The 16052-nt window shown below is 65.3% G+C and carries 16 protein-coding genes, 1 pseudogene and 1 riboswitch; of the genes and pseudogenes, 7 read left to right on the plus strand and 10 right to left on the minus strand.

What is annotated here, in order from left to right:
- The first annotated feature begins 3 nt into the window (after positions 1-3).
- The gene (locus VJV41_RS12020; protein ID WP_325333922.1) at positions 4-1527 is read left to right on the plus strand and encodes an FAD-dependent monooxygenase; all 1524 of its coding nucleotides are present in this window, start codon (positions 4-6) and stop codon (positions 1525-1527) included.
- On the opposite strand, the gene VJV41_RS12025 is transcribed toward VJV41_RS12020, so the two are convergent.
- Positions 1498-1851 carry a hypothetical protein gene (locus VJV41_RS12025; RefSeq protein WP_325333924.1) on the minus strand — a complete coding sequence of 118 codons (354 nt, stop codon included), beginning with the start codon at positions 1849-1851 and terminating at the stop codon, positions 1498-1500. The genes VJV41_RS12020 and VJV41_RS12025 overlap by 30 nt on opposite strands.
- Between VJV41_RS12025 and VJV41_RS12030 the strand changes: the two genes are divergently transcribed.
- Positions 1741-2130 carry a helix-turn-helix domain-containing protein gene (locus VJV41_RS12030; RefSeq protein ID WP_325333926.1) on the plus strand — a complete coding sequence of 130 codons (390 nt, stop codon included), beginning with the start codon at positions 1741-1743 and terminating at the stop codon, positions 2128-2130. The genes VJV41_RS12025 and VJV41_RS12030 overlap by 111 nt on opposite strands.
- A gap of 3 nt (positions 2131-2133) precedes the next feature.
- On the opposite strand, the gene VJV41_RS12035 is transcribed toward VJV41_RS12030, so the two are convergent.
- The 3 genes from VJV41_RS12035 to VJV41_RS12045 are packed head-to-tail and all read right to left on the minus strand — an operon-like array spanning position 2134 to position 5305.
- Positions 2134-2865, minus strand: coding sequence for a class I SAM-dependent methyltransferase (locus tag VJV41_RS12035; protein ID WP_325333928.1), 732 nt, complete (start codon positions 2863-2865; stop codon positions 2134-2136).
- Entirely contained in the window at positions 2862-3983 is a 1122-nt protein-coding gene (metX, locus tag VJV41_RS12040) for a homoserine O-acetyltransferase MetX (protein ID WP_325333930.1), read from the minus strand. Before metX ends, VJV41_RS12035 begins: the two co-directional genes overlap by 4 nt.
- Complete coding sequence (locus VJV41_RS12045; protein WP_325333932.1) at positions 3980-5305, minus strand: bifunctional o-acetylhomoserine/o-acetylserine sulfhydrylase; 1326 nt, start codon at positions 5303-5305, stop codon at positions 3980-3982. Before VJV41_RS12045 ends, metX begins: the two co-directional genes overlap by 4 nt.
- A gap of 107 nt (positions 5306-5412) precedes the next feature.
- Positions 5413-5531: riboswitch (SAM riboswitch) on the minus strand.
- Positions 5532-5795: 264 nt separating this feature from the next.
- Between VJV41_RS12045 and VJV41_RS12050 the strand changes: the two genes are divergently transcribed.
- Both VJV41_RS12050 and VJV41_RS12055 read left to right on the plus strand, forming a co-directional pair.
- Positions 5796-8033 (plus strand): NADP-dependent isocitrate dehydrogenase, encoded by a 2238-nt coding sequence (locus tag VJV41_RS12050; RefSeq protein ID WP_325333934.1) that lies wholly within the window; start codon positions 5796-5798, stop codon positions 8031-8033.
- Positions 8034-8060: 27 nt separating this feature from the next.
- A pseudogene (locus tag VJV41_RS12055) lies at positions 8061-8417 on the plus strand (isocitrate/isopropylmalate family dehydrogenase); the annotation flags it as partial.
- 175 nt (positions 8418-8592) lie between these two features.
- Here VJV41_RS12055 and VJV41_RS12060 read toward each other — a convergent pair.
- Both VJV41_RS12060 and VJV41_RS12065 read right to left on the minus strand, forming a co-directional pair.
- Entirely contained in the window at positions 8593-9036 is a 444-nt protein-coding gene (locus tag VJV41_RS12060) for an SRPBCC family protein (protein ID WP_325333936.1), read from the minus strand.
- Positions 9029-9676 carry a helix-turn-helix domain-containing protein gene (locus VJV41_RS12065; RefSeq protein ID WP_325333938.1) on the minus strand — a complete coding sequence of 216 codons (648 nt, stop codon included), beginning with the start codon at positions 9674-9676 and terminating at the stop codon, positions 9029-9031. The genes VJV41_RS12060 and VJV41_RS12065 overlap by 8 nt, the downstream gene beginning before the upstream one ends.
- Positions 9677-9724: 48 nt before the next feature.
- Between VJV41_RS12065 and VJV41_RS12070 the strand changes: the two genes are divergently transcribed.
- Together VJV41_RS12070 and VJV41_RS12075 are read left to right on the plus strand one after the other, a co-directional pair.
- Entirely contained in the window at positions 9725-11038 is a 1314-nt protein-coding gene (locus VJV41_RS12070; protein WP_325333939.1) for a glycosyltransferase, read from the plus strand.
- Positions 11039-11123: 85 nt separating this feature from the next.
- Positions 11124-11246, plus strand: coding sequence for a hypothetical protein (locus tag VJV41_RS12075; RefSeq protein WP_325333941.1), 123 nt, complete (start codon positions 11124-11126; stop codon positions 11244-11246).
- A gap of 210 nt (positions 11247-11456) precedes the next feature.
- On the opposite strand, the gene VJV41_RS12080 is transcribed toward VJV41_RS12075, so the two are convergent.
- A complete protein-coding gene (locus VJV41_RS12080; RefSeq protein ID WP_325333943.1) occupies positions 11457-12125 on the minus strand; it encodes a TetR/AcrR family transcriptional regulator in 669 nt (222 codons plus the stop codon).
- A 48-nt stretch (positions 12126-12173) separates the two neighbouring features.
- Between VJV41_RS12080 and VJV41_RS12085 the strand changes: the two genes are divergently transcribed.
- Positions 12174-13490, plus strand: a complete 1317-nt coding sequence (locus VJV41_RS12085) for a glycosyltransferase (RefSeq protein ID WP_325333945.1) — start codon at positions 12174-12176, stop codon at positions 13488-13490.
- Between the two features lie 83 nt (positions 13491-13573).
- Here the strand turns inward: VJV41_RS12085 and VJV41_RS12090 are convergent, their stop codons facing one another.
- The 3 genes from VJV41_RS12090 to VJV41_RS12100 all read right to left on the minus strand — a co-directional run.
- A complete protein-coding gene (locus VJV41_RS12090) occupies positions 13574-13945 on the minus strand; it encodes a hypothetical protein (protein WP_325333947.1) in 372 nt (123 codons plus the stop codon).
- Positions 13946-14481: 536 nt separating this feature from the next.
- Positions 14482-14880, minus strand: coding sequence for an SRPBCC family protein (locus VJV41_RS12095; RefSeq protein WP_325333949.1), 399 nt, complete (start codon positions 14878-14880; stop codon positions 14482-14484).
- The coding region (locus tag VJV41_RS12100) for a hypothetical protein (protein WP_325333951.1) at positions 14867-16052 on the minus strand (1186 nt) is incomplete at its 5' end. The genes VJV41_RS12095 and VJV41_RS12100, both read right to left, overlap by 14 nt.

Raw genomic sequence — 16052 nt, forward strand, 5'->3', positions numbered from 1 at the left:
CCGATGTCCGAAACTGAAGCCCCCGTGGTCATCTCAGGAGCGGGGCCCAACGGGTTGATGCTCGCCTGCGAACTCGCGTTGGCCGGCGTCCGGCCCGTCGTGCTGGAGCGGCTACCCGCACCTAGCGACGAGCTGAAGGCCAACGGCATGGTCGGGCAGGTGATTCGGCTACTGGACATGCGCGGGCTGTACCAACGGCTCAGTGGTTTACACGATCCACCGCCTCCCGTGTACGAGTGGATATTCAGCGGCATGTCCGTGCCGCTGTTCGGCGTCCCGGACAACCCGATGTATGCGCTGATGATCCCGCAGCCGCGGCTCGTCCGAATACTCGACGAGCGTGCCCGCGAGCTCGGCGTCGACATCCGTTGGGGCCATGAGCTGATCGGCTTCGAATCGCGGTCCGACGGTGTCACAGTGAGCGCGTCGTCATCGGACGAGGCTTACGTTCTGGAGGCGACCTACCTCGTCGGCGCCGACGGCGGACGCAGCACGGTGCGAAAACTGGCAGGCATCGAATTTCCTGGCCACACGTCGAACACCGTTGCCCGCATCGCGCATGTCCGCGTCCCTGACGAAATGCTCACCGCCAACGGCGCTCTGGACGTGCCCGGCGTGGGGCCGCTGCCGTTCGGCCATAACCGACTCGACCATGGTGGGCTCATCTATGCCCCGTTCGAACGCGATCGCCAGATGGTCGGCACCATCGAGTACGACCAGTACGCGGACGAATCCGAGCCGATGACCCTCGATGAGTTGCGCGACAGCGCCCGTCGGGTGCTCGGTGTCGATCTGCCCATCGAGCCGCCCGTCGGTGACGGGCCACATGCCTTGCGCCGCATCGCCGGTCAGAACACCCGCCAGGCTGATCGCTACCGGGCCGGGAACGTGTTCCTGCTCGGCGATTCCGCACACGTGCATTCCGCGATGGGTGGGCCCGGGCTGAACCTGGGGCTGCAGGATGCCATGAACCTCGGCTGGAAGCTGGCGGCCGCGGTCAACGGCGGGGCGCCTGCGGATCTGCTGGACACCTATCACAGCGAGCGGTATCCCGTCGGCGAGCGGGTGATGATGCACTCCATGTCTCAGACCGCGCTGTTCGGTCCCGGACCCGAAATCGCTGCGCTGCGAGAACTTTTCACGGAGCTGCTGCGGCTACCGAGCGTCGCCGAGCACATGGCACACCTGCTCGCCGGCTCCGACGTCCGCTACGACGTCGGTAACGACCATCCTCTGGCCGGACGGTTGGTGCCCGATCTGACCCTCGACGACGGACGACGTGTCACCGACCTGCTGCATGCCGCGCGCCCTGTTTTGCTGGATCTGTCGGGCGGCGAGGTGGCCGAGGCCGCGCAGGAGTGGATTGACCGGGTCGACGCCGTGGTGTCCTCGATCGAGGATTATCCGGTGCGGGCCTTGCTGATTCGCCCCGACGGCTACGTCGCTTGGGCGACCGACGATTTCGGGACCGACGACGAAGTCCGGCTGTCAATTGCACTAAGCCGCTGGTTCGGGCCTGCGGAGTAGCGCCCGGCGAACGACGCCGGGATGGCTGACGAGCTTGGGTCCGAGTAGCAGTGTGAACAGAATCGTCGCCAGCAGCGGCCGCAGATGCGGACGAATCCGGCGGATCAATCCGGCGTCGTCGAGTTCGAGCACCATCGCGTCTCGATAGCGCGCACCGTTGATGTCGTCGGGCAGCGGTGGACGCCGCTGATCCTGCGCGACCTGTTCGCCGGGATGAGCCGGTTCGAGGACATTCGGCGCGATCTCGGCATCGCGTCCAACGTGCTCGCCGCTCGCCTGGACGATCTCGAGCGTCACGGCGTCGTTGAACGTCGTCAGTATCAATCAATGCCGGTGCGCCACGACTATGTGCTCACCGACAAGGGGCGCGATCTGTATCCGGTCATCGCCACGCTGCTCGCGTGGGGCGACAAATGGCTGGCCGACCCGGACGGCCCGCCCGCGCTGATCGTCCACACCGACTGCGGGCACGTCACAACCGCGAAGACGGTCTGCGCCGAATGTGGTGGAGAACTCAAGTCGGACAACGCTATTGCAGCGGCCGGACCCGGCGCACGTCCCGGTCCGGGAACCGCCGTCATCGGCGACTACATCACGCGCTAGGCGTTACGAGAGCGTCGCGCGGATGCACACCGTGACGTAGGGCAGCGCCAGCCCGTTGGTGTTGGCCAGTGCCGGATGGGTGGACAGCAATTCGCGGACGCGATCGAGCGTGCGGGTGCGTACCTTCTCCGGCGACGTGATGCAGTAACTGCGAGACGCGACGAGGTCGATAAGGGCTTGGGGCGTCAGGTAATTCGTCCACTCGACGAGATGATGCTCGACTTCGGCGAACGCGTCGGGAAGCGTTGTCTTGTCGTTGAATTGCGCGTCCTCATGCCCGATGATGCGGCCCAGGTCCTTGACCCAGCCGAGCCGCTCGTCGCGAGCATTCCACACGAGACCCAGCCTGCCCCCAGGGCGCAATACCCGCGCCACCTCCTTGACGGCGCGTTCGGTGTCGAACCAGTGCCATGCTTGCGCGACCAGGACGGCGTCCACGCTGTCGTCCGCTAGCGGGATCTCTTCGGCCGTCCCCAGCAGCGCCGGAGTGTCGGGCAGTGAACTGCTCAGTAGCTCCAGCATTTCCGGGATGGGGTCGACCGCGACGACGTCGAGGCCGCGTTCCACCAGCCGGGTCGTCAGCTTGCCTGTACCCGCTCCGAGGTCGAGCACGTCGTGGGCGCCAGACGGCAGCAGCCAGTCGATCGCCTCGGGTGGATAGGACGGACGGCCCCGCTCGTATGCCGCGGCTTCCGCGCCGAAGGACAGTGAGCGTTGCTGCCGGGAGCGGGTCACTTCGAGGCCAACTCCAGCGTCTCGCGGATCAATTTCCCAACCGCCTCTGTCTCCAGAAGAAATCCGTCGTGACCGTAGATCGAGTCGATCACGTTCAATCCCGTACAACCGGGCAAGAGCTCGGCCAATTCCTCCTGCAGCCGTAGCGGGTAGAGCCGGTCCGACGTGATGCCGCCGACGACCACCGGCACCGGGCAGTTGCGCAGCGCGGCCTCAACGCCGCCGCGGCCCCGACCCACATCATGGCTGGACAGCGCTTCCGTCAGGGCCACATAGGTACCTGCGTCGAAGCGCGCCAGCAGCTTGCGGCCTTGATACTCGAGATAGCTCTGCACCGCATAGCGTCCACCGGTCGCCGGGTTCTCGTCGCCCTGCGGATCGTTGGCGAACCGGGTGTCCAATTCGACCTCACCGCGATACGTCAGATGCGCGAATCGCCGCGCGATCTCCATGCCCAGGTCGGGGGAGCGGCCAGTGCCGTAGTAGTCGCCGTTCTGCCAGTCCGGGTCGGACTTGATCGCGGCGACTTGGGTGCTCTGGGTGCCGATCTGGTCCGCGGTGGCGCGTGCCCCGACCGCGAGAACGAGAGCCGATCGCACCTTGTCGGGATGGCTGACCATCCATTCGAGCGCCCGCGCGCCGCCCATCGAACCGCCGACGACCGCGGCCACCTCGGTGATGCCCAGAGCCGCCATGGCCGCGATGTCGGCCTCGACCTGGTCGCGCACGGAGGCCAGCGGAAACCTTGAGCCCCAAGGTTTTCCGTCGGGTGCCAGTGAGCTCGGTCCCGTCGACCCGCGAAACCCGCCCAGCACGTTGGTGGCAATTGCACACCAGCGGCTGGTGTCGATCGGTGCGCCGGGTCCGGCTACGCCTTCCCACCAGCCCTCTGTTTCGTCACCTGGACCGTTCGGGCCGGTGACGTGCGAGTCGCCCGTGAGCGCGTGCAGCACGACGACCACGTTGTCGCGGTTCGGCGACAGCTCGCCCCACCGTTGCACCGCGATCGTGACGTCCTCGATGACCGCGCCGTTCTCCAAAGTCAGCGAACCGATGTCGACCAACCCGACCTCGCCCTCGGCCGGCAGCGTCGCGGCAGACACGTCGAAGACCGTCATGACGCCGCCCTGAACGGTTCGGCGGCGGCGAAGCCCTGTTCGAGATCGGCGATGATGTCGTCGATACCCTCGATCCCGACGGCCAGCCGCACCAGGCCCGGCGTCACACCAGTGGCCAATTGCTCCTCGGGAGTGAGTTGCGCGTGCGTCGTCGATGCCGGATGAATGACCAGCGACCGCACGTCGCCGATGTTGGCGACATGGCTGTGCAGCGTGAGCCCGTTGACGAACGCCTTGCCCGCGTCGATACCGCCGGCCAGCTCGAAGGCGAGTACCGCACCGGTCCCCCTGGGGGCCAGCTTCCTTCCAAGCTCGTACCACGGCGAGCTGGGCAGGCCTGCGTAGTTCACCGAGAGCACGTCCTCGTGCCCGGCCAGATATTCGGCGACCTTCTGTGCGTTGGTCACATGTCGCTCAACGCGCAGGCTCAGCGTCTCTAGTCCCTGTGCGATCAGGAAGGCATTAAAGGGCGCGGCGGCCGAGCCGAGGTCGCGCAGCAGCTGCACCCGGGCCTTGAGCGCGAACGCCGGCGGGCCCAGCTCGGCGAAAATCACCCCGTGGTAGCTCGGGTCGGGCGTGGTGAAGCCGGGAAACTTGCCGTTGGTCCAGTCGAAGGTGCCGCCGTCGACGATCACGCCTGCGATCGCCGAGCCGTGCCCGCCGAGGTACTTGGTGGCCGAATGGACGACGATGTCGGCGCCGTGAGCGAGCGGCTGGATCAGATACGGGGTGGCGACGGTGTTGTCGACGATCAACGGCACGCCGGAGTCGTGGGCGACCGCCGCGACGTTGGGAATGTCGAGGATGTCGTTCTGCGGATTGGAGATGGTCTCGCCGAAGAATGCCTTGGTGTTCGGCCGCACCGCGGCGCGCCACGACTCGAGGTCATCCGGGTTCTCCACGAAGCTGACCTCGATGCCGAGCTTGGGCAGCGTGTAGTGGAACAGGTTGTAGGTGCCGCCGTAGAGGCGCGGGCTCGACACGATGTGGTCGCCGGCGTTGGCGAGGTTGAGGATCGCAAAGGTTTCGGCGGCCTGGCCGGACGAGAGGAACAACGCCGCGACGCCGCCCTCGAGCGCGGCGATGCGCTGCTCGACGACGTCCTGCGTCGGGTTCATGATCCGTGTGTAGATGTTGCCGGTTTCGGCAAGGCCGAACAGCGCGGCGGCGTGGTCGGTGTCTCGGAACGTGTATGAGGTGGTCTGGTAGATCGGCAGCGCCCGCGCGTTGGTCGCGGCGTCGGGCGTCTGGCCGGCGTGGATCTGCTTGGTCTCAAACGACCATCTCGCGGTGGGGTCGTCGAGGGTGTTTTCGGTGCTCATGGGTGCTACTCCTGGTGTGATGGGCCGGCTGGGCTCGGTGCGACGCACTCAGCGACAACTGCGCACGCCGGACCTCCGCCTGTCTTCTCTGGGGGCCCGTCACAACGGACCCGCGCTTGCCGGTAGCTGGTTTCAGCTACTCAACCTGGTCATCACCCGGGGCACCCCACCGCGGTTGGAGGGTTGCCGGCCAGCAAGCCGGGGCTTGACGCTGGCACTCATGACCGGAGAGAAGCGTATCGCATGCCGCTGACTGGGTGCCAGCGACGCGTTTTGTTCTCAGTCGGTCACCGCAATCGTCGCCGTGGCAAAGGCCCGAAACATCGGGAGAAATTCCCCATCTTCCGCAGCGCAGAAGCTACTGGTCAGTAGCCAAAGCTGGCCCTTCGCGCGCTCGGCGGTGCTTGTAGTCTGGCGCCCGACGCAGCGGAGGCGATCACAACGCCGAGCCGCCCTTGAATCTGATCGAAACTGACGTGGGAGAACAGCCATGAGCGCCGAGCAGCCGACCATCATTTACACGCTGACCGACGAAGCGCCGCTGCTTGCGACCTACGCGTTTCTGCCGATCATCCGGACCTTCACCGAGCCCGCGGGGATCAACGTCGAAAGCAGTGACATCTCTGTGGCGGCACGCATCCTGGCCGAGTTCGGCGACTGCCTCACCGCAGAGCAGCGTGTGCCGGACAACCTCGGCGAACTGGGCCGGCTGACGCATCTGCCCGATACCAACATCATCAAGTTGCCGAACATCAGCGCGTCGGTGCCACAGCTGGTGGCCGCCGTCAAGGAACTGCAAGGCAAGGGCTACGCGGTACCGGACTATCCGGGAGAGCCGAAGACCGACGAGGAAAAGGCGATCAAGGAGCGCTACGCCAAGGTGCTGGGCAGCGCGGTGAACCCGGTGCTGCGCGAAGGCAACTCGGACCGGCGCGCACCCAAGGCCGTCAAGGAGTACGCGCGCAAACACCCGCACAGCATGGGCGAATGGTCGATGGCTTCGCGCACGCACGTCGCGACCATGAAGCACGGCGACTTCTACCACGGCGAGAAGTCGATGACGCTCGACAAGGCGCGCAAGGTCAAGATGGTGCTGGAAACCAAGAGCGGCGAAACCATCGTGCTCAAGCCCGAGGTGGCGTTGGACGAGGGCGACATCATCGACAGCATGTTCATGAGCAAGAAGGCCCTTTGCGACTTCTACGAAGAACAGATGCAGGACGCCTACGAAACCGGCGTCATGTTCTCCCTGCACGTCAAGGCGACGATGATGAAGGTCAGCCACCCCATCGTCTTCGGACACGCGGTGAAGGTCTTCTACAAAGACGCGTTCGCTAAGCACCAGAAGCTGTTCGACGAACTGGACGTCAACGTCGACAACGGGATGTCCGATCTCTACGACAAGATCGAGGCGCTGCCGGCCTCGCTGCGCGAGGAAATCATCAACGACATCCATGCGTGCCACGAGCACCGGCCGGAGCTGGCCATGGTCGATTCGGCCAGGGGGATCACGAACTTTCACTCACCCAGTGACGTCATCGTGGATGCGTCAATGCCCGCGATGATCAGGTTGGGCGGCAAGATGTACGGCGCCGACGGGCGGACCAAGGACACCAAGGCGGTGAACCCCGAATCCACGTTCTCCCGCATGTACCAGGAGATGATCAACTGGTGTAAGACCAACGGGCAGTTCGACCCGACGACCATGGGCACCGTCCCGAACGTCGGCCTGATGGCGCAGAAGGCCGAAGAGTACGGCAGCCACGACAAGACCTTCGAGATCCCCGAGGACGGCGTCGCCAACATCGTCGACATCGACACCGACGAGGTGCTGCTGACGCAGAACGTCGAGTCCGGCGACATCTGGCGCATGCCGGTCGTCAAGGATGCCCCAATTCAGGATTGGGTCAAGCTCGCTGTCAGCCGCGCCCGGGCGTCCGGTATGACGGTGGTGTTCTGGCTGGATACCGAACGCCCGCACGAGGCCGAGTTGCGCAAGAAGGTCAAGGCTTATCTTAAGGACCACGACACCGAGGGCCTACACATCCAGATCATGCCGCAGGTGTGGGCGATGCGGTACACGATAGAACGCGTGGTCCGCGGACAGGACACCATCGCCGCGACCGGAAACATCTTGCGCGACTACCTCACCGATCTGTTCCCGATCCTGGAACTGGGCACCAGCGCCAAGATGCTGTCGATTGTGCCGCTGATGGCCGGCGGCGGCATGTACGAGACGGGCGCGGGCGGTTCGGCGCCCAAGCACGTCAAGCAGCTGGTGGAGGAGAACCATCTGCGCTGGGATTCGCTCGGCGAGTTCCTCGCACTGGGCGCCAGCCTCGAAGACATGGGCGCGAAGGCCGGCAACAAGCAGGCGACTATCCTCGGCAAGACGCTGGATGCCGCGATCGGGAAGCTGCTCGACAACAACAAGAGCCCGTCGCGCAAGACCGGTGAGCTCGACAACCGTGGCAGCCAGTTCTACCTCGCCATGTACTGGGCGCAAGAACTCGCCGCACAGAGCGAGGACGAGAAACTGGCCGAGCATTTCGCGGCGCTCGCTAAGGCCTTGGCCGAAAACGAAGACGCGATCGTGGCCGAACTCGGCGAGGCGCAAGGCAATTCGGTGGACATCGGCGGCTACTACTACCCCGATCGCGAGAAGACCACAGCGGTGATGCGACCGAGCAAGACGCTCAATGCGCTGTTGGAGGGCGCACAGGCGTAGGAGGCGGCGGACTTACATGTCCAAGATCAGGTCGAAGGCACGGTAGTAGAGCTCGACGGCGACGAGATGACTCGGATCATCTGGAAGATGATCAAGGAGCAGTTGATCCTCCCGTACCTCGATGTTGACTTGGACTACTACGACCTTGGGATCGAACACCGCGACGCCACCGACGACCAGGTGACCACCGAAGCCGCCGAAGCGATCAAGCGCCACGGCGTCGGCGTCAAGTGCGCGACGATCACTCCTGACGAGGCTCGCGTCAAGGAATTCAACCTCAAGGAGATGTGGCTGTCGCCAAACGGCACGATCCGAAACATTCTGGGCGCCGCATTGATCCCTGCGACCCAACTCAGTGCGCGCTCGCCGCTGATGTCCTCCAACCACAGGTACTCGTCATGAGAGGTCACAGATTTTCCCTTTTGGCTTGCTGCGGTCATGGTGACCTCCTCCGCTATCGATTCGGCCAACCTGTGGCGATCACTGTGCACAATCGACCGTCAATCCACCGGCAATCGATGGACCGCTACCAGCGACACAGCAGAGCTATTCCAGGCTGTCAATGGCCGACGACACCCCGCACGCGTCGCTCGGCCAGTCGCCCAAAGTGTGCCGTGGTCGCCTGGAAAGTCTTGCGCACCGTTCCGCCCAGTATTCGCGCGGCGATGGAAGCTAGCGGGCCGGTGAAGACGCTGCGCTGTGTGATCAATGTGCCCGAATCCTTGGGCTCGACGAGGAGATCGATGGTCTCGGTCAATCCGGGCCCTTTGGCCACTGCGGTCCACATCTTTGGGGCTTCGACTCGGGTGACGGTCAATCTCAGTGGTGGGTGGCGCTTTACCCGCATCGTGATCTTCGCCCCCACCGCGAGCGGGCCGTCGATGTTGGCCATCACAATGGCATCACCTGGCCACTCCGCGGGCTTGGTGCATACCGTCCATACCTGCTCGGCGCTCGCCGAGCAGTGCGACGACCCGCCGAACGGGCCTTTGGCCTTACCCATGCTGGAATACCGTCTCGTCCAGCATTCTCCGCAGCCACCTGCGGTAGGTATCCACAGTCATGCCGTCGTGGTGCACGATCCGGTGGTAGGTTTCCGCGCTGAACAGGACCGCTGTCGTCTCCACGATGTCGTCGATCGGAATGTCGTCGCGTATCCATCCCCGGTCGCGGCACACAGCGAGTAGTCGTCGGTTCTGAAGAGTCACGTCGGCCACGACATCGGCGTAGTAGCGGCCCAACTCGGGGTCGACGGTCGCCGCCCCGGCCAGCGCCATGATCAATGACACGCCACGGCCGTACATGTCGGTGGCGGCGGCGACAAGGTAGCTGATGGCTTCGTCGCGGTCGTTGATCGCCAGCAGACCCCGGCCGAGCTCGAGGTCGAACACACTGTCCTGGTCGGTGATGCCGAACGCCACGTACTCGAACGCGGCTCGCAGCAGCGCCGCCTTGGGGCCGTGCGCCTGAACCGTTTCCGCCGAAACACCTGCGGCCGTCGCGATTTTCGCGAACGTGGTGCGGGCGTAACCCTGGCTGGCGAACAGCTCCGCGGCCGCCGCGACCACCTTCGATCGCGTCTGTGCGGCCTGCTGTTGGCGCAGCCGGGATCGGTACACCCGAGATATTGACTGCTGTACCATGGTAGTTAATACTACATCACAGTATTCAACGCGGACTGGAGGGGAGCGATGTCGTCGGTCATCATCGCCGCCTGTCCCGCCCATGGGCACGTCACGCCGCTGCTGACGGTTGCGAGGGGTTTCGTCGAGCGCGGCGATGACGTGCGCTTCGTCACCGGAGCGGCCTTCGCCGATCGGGTCGCCGCGACCGGTGCCACGCATGTCGCGTTGCCGCTCGAAGCGGAGGTCGACTTCGACGATCTGGACGCGACGTTCCCCGAGCGCGCCAGGTTAAAAGGCTTGCGGGCGGCCACCTTCGACGTCGAGCACGTCTTCGCCAACCCGGCCAAGCAGCAATACGAAACGCTCATGTCCGCCCACAAGACACAGCCGGCAGATGTCGTGCTCGCCGAACCGGCATTCCTCGGTGCCGCGTTCCTGCTCGCCCATCTGCGCCCGACGCGCCCGGCGGTCCTCATGTGCGGTGTGATCCCGCTTATGCATCCCAGCACCGACACCGCGCCGTTTGGCATGGGCTTGCCCCCGGCAGGGTTGTGCAACCGTCAGCGCAACGCCCTTTTGGCCGCGCTGAACCACCACCTCTGGGCGTCAGCCGACGACACCCTCGATCGGCTGCACCGTGCCGTGCATGGCCAAGCACTGCCCGGCCAGATACTGAACTGGGGCGCCTGGGCCGACGCGATCGTCCAGTTCACCGTCCGCTCGTTCGAATATCCCCGCTCGGATGCGCCGCCGCAGCTTCATTTCGTCGGCCCACTGAGCGCCACCGGATCGCAAGCAGCACTGCCGGACTGGTGGGACGACCTCGATGGCTCGCGCCCCGTCATCCACGTCACCCAAGGCACGGTCGCCAACAAGGACTACGCCCAGGTCATCGCGCCCACCCTCGAAGCGCTCGCCGGCGAGGATGTACTGGTCGCGGTGACAACGGGTGGGCGCCCGCTCGACACACTGCCACCGCTGCCCGCCAACGCGCGGGCCGCAACGTACCTGCCCTATGACGACTTGCTCCCCCGCACCGACGTTTTCGTCACCAACGGCGGCTACGGCGGAGTTCAATACGCCCTGCGCTACGGGCTACCGATCGTCACCACCGGCGGCAAGGAGGACAAACCCGAAGTCGGCGCGCGCGTCGCGTGGTCGAGTACCGGTCTGCGCCTGCGGACCGAGCGGCCGACTCCCAAAGCCCTGCGGCGGGCGGTCCTGGCGGTCCTTCGTGAGCCCCGCTACCGTCAAGCCAGCCAACGCATCGCCGCCGAAATGCGCGCATCCGGCGGGTTCGCCGCCCTCCTCAACGTCGTCGACCAGCACATCGGGCGAGTTCCCGACACTCCGATCAACCCGGTTTTAGAGCCAAACTGACGTTCTGAGGCGGACGCGGGACGGTTACCACCGCACTGCTGCTGTCTATGCTGAGCGCTTCCACCACCACTTCGAGGAGAGCGTGATGACGGATCCGACGCCGCCGAGGCCGGTGCGCCAGGCCGTGATCGGAATCTGCGTACTGGCAGTGTGGCATCTCATAGGTGTCATTGAGGTGCAACGCCGACGGTGGCATCCGGCGAAGTAGGCGAAGTAGAGGTGGCCTCGATTTTGCTGGTCGCGATGGCGGTGTTGCTCGTCTGGCTGGGCGTAAGTACACGGGGTAGAAGTGGCTGGGCCCGCAACGCGCCCGAGCCCGATTGCGTTGGTTTCGAGGGTTTTAGGCGCTGTCTACGATGTTCGGTCTGAGCGCGCCCGAGGGCCGTCCGCGTGTCAGGGTTCCCCCACGGCTGTAGCGTCAACTCGCCTGGGGTGGATGGAAAATCGTCTCGGCAAGCATACGTCGGAGCCATGATTTGTAGGCGGCCACGGTCCATCCGTCGTGATGGGTGATCCGCAGGTAGGTCTCCACGCTGCAGACAACGGCGGTCGTCTCGACGAGCTCGTCGAACGGTACGTCGGAACGAAGCCATCCCCGGTCCCGATAGACACTTAGGACTCGTCGGCCATTTCTGTTGAGGCGCGCGATGTAGTCCTTCAGGTAGCGCTCCAACGCGGGATCAGACCCGGCTCCACCGATGAGTGCCAGCGCCAAGCGGGCCGTCCGTTCATGGCCGCTGGTTTGGGCCGCAGCGATGAAGTCCAGGCACTTCTCGAAGTCGTCGATAGCCAGCAGGGCACGGCCCATATCCACATTGAGGAGGTTCTCTTCGCCTGCCACGCCGACCGCCGCGTATTCGATGGCGGCGATCAACAAAGCGGCCTTGGACCCCAGTCCATGCACAGTCTGCGCCGAGACACCGGCAGCGGCAGCGATCTTCGCCAGGGAGGTGCCTGCGTATCCGTGGGCAGCGAACAGTTCCCCCGCGGTGGCGAGGATCTGCGCGCGTGTCTGTTCCGCTTGTCGCAGGCGAAGCTCGGATCGATACCTACGAGGCGACCGCCTAGATATTGACTTTGGTGACACGCCAATGAATAGTACGCAGTTACATCAATAGCAGCATCGGGGGACAATGTGTCGTCGATCATCATCGCCAGCGTCCCCATCCACGGCCACGTCACGCCGCTCCTGACGGTGGCGAAGAGCTTCGTCGAGCGGGGTGACGACGTCCGATTCGTCACCGGAGCGCGCTTCGCCGACAAGGTGTGCGCCCTTGGCGCGACGTTCCTACCGCTGTCCGCCGAGGCCGACTTCGACGACCGAACCGTCTTCGAGCGCCCTGAGCGGGCCAGGTTGAAGGGCGTCAAAGCAATCGTCTACGACACCGAACACGTCTTCGCCCGACCATCCAAAGCCCAATACGACACGCTCGTAGCGGCTCATGTGGCCCGTCCGGCCGACGCCGTCCTCGCCGACCCGGCCTTCGTCGGCGCCGCATTCCTGCTCACACGCCCGCGGTCGACGCGGCCGGCCGTCGTGATGTGCGGGGTTATTCCGCTATTGATCGACAGCGTCGACACCGCTCCGTTCGGGATGGGCCTGCCGCCGTCCCGCATACTCAACCGGCCCCGCAACATCGCGCTGGCCGCTGTGAACCGATGGGTTGTGCGGCAGGCGAATCAGACCATCGATGACCTTCACCGCCAGGTCCACGGCGACCCCATACCGGGCGGACTTGCGGATTGGGGGCGCCGAGCCGACGCGCTGGTGCAGTTCACCGTGCCCTCCTTCGAATACCCCCGCTCCGATGCCCCTGCCGAGCTGCACTTCGCCGGGCCGCTGTCGGCCACCGGCTCGCAGGCGCCCCTACCGCAGTGGTGGGCCGACCTCGATGGCAGCCGACCCGTCGTCCACGTCACCCAGGGCACGATCGCCACCACCGACTACGAACAGCTGATCGCGCCCACGTTGCAAGCACTCGCGGCCGACGACATTCTGGTCGTGATCAGCACTGGCGGGCGCCCATTGGATACGCTGCCGCCGCTGCCGGCAAACGCCCGCGCTGCGACCTACCTGCCTTACGACGAGTTGCTGCCGCGCACCGCGGTTTACGTGACCAACGGCGGCTATGGCGGCGTTCAGTATGCGCTGCGCTACGGCGTGCCGATCGTAGCCACCGGCGGCAAGGAGGACAAACCCGAAGTGGGTGCGCGCGTCGTGTGGTCCGGAGTCGGAAGGCGAATCAGAAGTGAACGACCCACACCACGGGCCCTGCGCCGCGACATTCTCGCCGTGCTCAATCAGCCGCACTACCGCCAAGCCAGCCAGCGCGTGGCCGCCGACATGTCTGCGGCCTCCGGCTTCGCCGGCCTGGCCGACGTCGTCGATCGATTGAGCGCTCAGCGCACCACACCCGTTGGCCAGTCGCCCACGCGAGGGAATTCTAAATAGACTGTGGCACAACATTTGTTATCGATCCGGCCAGGGCTTCCGATCGCCGGCCTGACCGACATCGGCGCTGCCGTCTACGCGCGCTACTTCAGGATGGCCTCGACCGTCTTCTCGTCGTCCTCGGCGAGCGCCAGATGTCTGATGAAACTATGGGCGTCGATCTCATCGGAACCCGCGTTGAGCGAAGCGCATTCGCTCGCTGCCGCCCCGACGTTGTCGAGCATCCCGTTGAAAGCCGCGTTGAGCCTGTCGTCGGGGCTAGGGAGCGCGTCGCGCATGGGTGTGCTCGCCGCGGGCAGCTTCGAGCAGTTCAGGTGGATGGCGTTCCAGTCGTTGGCGGTCATCGCCTCGCCGAGGTCCGTCAGTGCCTGTCCGAGAGTGGTGATTTCAGTCTTGTGGCTCTGCCTCCACTTCTCGATCTGCTGGGCGTGAGCGGGCGCGGCGCTCGTGGTCATCGACGGCGTTGAGGATGGCGAGGCAGGGTGTGCGCAGCAGACGGTCAGCAACGAGACCACGAGAGTCGCTCCCGCACGCATTGTGACTCGCTGGTTGTAGATGACCAGGAGGTTAGTTGATCGACGCCCCCGCGTGGAGTGGAATCGTCCCTGCGAAACCTTCGTGGCTTTCACCATGTTGGGTGACCTGATGGCGTTGATCAGTTGTTGCATTAACGACAACTGCGCCAAACAGCTCATCGCGACGCTCCGCTCTCGATTCGGCCAACCTGTCGCGATCACTGTGCGAAATCGACCGTCAATCCACCGTCAATCAATGAGCCGCCACCAACGACGCAGCAGTGTTATTCGCGCTTTCAATGGCGGTTCACGACCCGCCCATGGGGGCAACGCTAGAAGACACGATGTTGAGGCACTTGTCGCGGGCCGTGCACCGCCACCGCGATGCGTGAGGCCCATGGGATGGGCACGATCGCTGAATCTTGTTCTGACGGGTGATGATCAGCGCGATGTGGGGACGGCGTGACGGGTGCTGGTCAAGCCATTTCGGTGGCCGCCAGTTCCCCCAGGTTCCGCAGCGACGATCCGATGACCTGGCGCTGCATGTCCAACCGCGGGGCTTCGGCCTCGGGGATGTCGACATGCACTGAAATTGTTGTGCCGCCGCCATCTGCGGGTGCCAGATGCCACTGGAACACCAGATCCGACACCATGCACGAGATGGTGACCCGCCGGTCGTGGGCTTGGGCGTCCAATGTTTGTGGCATCGGGAAGTCGGGATAGCCCTCGACGAACATCGTGTAATCCCCGTCGGTGCTCGGAATTGTCGACGCGATGCCGGTCCACCACTCGGGGAACCGCACTGGGTCATACAACAGCATCCAGACCTCTTCGGGCGCGGCGGAGGTCTGGGTTGAATCGTCAAAGCTCGGCATGGCTGCTCCCGGGGTTGAGTTGGGCAAGATCGGCCAGGACGGTGTCCAGTTCTTCGGTTGGTGTGATCTGGCCGATGACCGGGCGTCCCAGGTCGGCCAGCGCGGCGGTCGACCCGGTGGCATCGGCGGTGGTGATGCGCCGGCGCCAGCCCGCGGCAGCGCGCTGCAAATACCGCTTCGCCGCGATGGGGTCGTTGCGCGCCGCGGCGATCAGCCCGCGCACCCACGCCATTCGCGCGACGAGCGTGTCGGGCCAGTCGCCGCGCCCCATGGGCTCGAGCACGGCGGCCCCAAGTTCGTGCTCCGCGTCGGCGAGTCGGCCTGTTCGGGCCAATGCCTCCGCGCGCTGCAGGCGCGCCAACGGCCTTCCGATCGATGCGCTTTCGACGTCCAGGGCGTGCGCGAGGAGTTCAGCGGCTTGGTCGTAGCATCCGGCACGCAGCAGCACTCGGCCCGTTTCGGCGTCGGCGCTGGCCCCAAGTTCTGGGCCGCCGATCTGTTCTGCTAAACGCTGCGTGGCTGTGGCCACTCGAATAGCTTCGGGGTGGCGGCCGAGGCGAGACATCAGCCAGGCGCGGGACAGTTGCACGTCGGCCTCGATGGCCAGCGGCAGCGCGGCATGGCTGGGCACGGTTGCGATCTCGTCGAGAAGTTGCAGGGCCTCACGGTAAGCGCCGGTGGCCGCGAGGCCCGCTGCTGCGTTGAGCAGTGCTCCGTACATCAGGTCGACACGCCCGATCGAGCGGGCGATCGCGGCGGCCGCGCGCCCGGCGTCGCCGATTTCCGCGAAGCGACCTTGCCGGATGTGAGCCAGGGTGCGGGCGATGTGGCGGCGGATGTCGCGGATCGGGTCGGCGGGCAGCTCGCGGCATTGCGCGTCGATGCTGTCGAGAAGCTGTTCGCAGGTATCGGGGTCGCCGGCCATCGCCTCGCAGAGCGCGAGGAACGCCTGGGCTTGAAGTCGCGGTCGCAACGCTGAAAGCCCCGCGCTGTCAAGGACTTCCAGGGCGGTGTTGATGGACTGCCGGGCGACCAAGGGGCGGCAGAGCGGGCCGGTGTTCCACTCGGCCCAGCGGATGTGGGCGCTCGCCACGGCGAGCCGATCGTCGCCGGCATCGAGGGCGTTCACCGCGCGTTGGAACCGCTGCTGGGCCTGCTCGCTCATCCCTCGG

Source organism: Mycobacterium sp., assembly GCF_035274705.1.
GTDB lineage: Bacteria > Actinomycetota > Actinomycetes > Mycobacteriales > Mycobacteriaceae > Mycobacterium.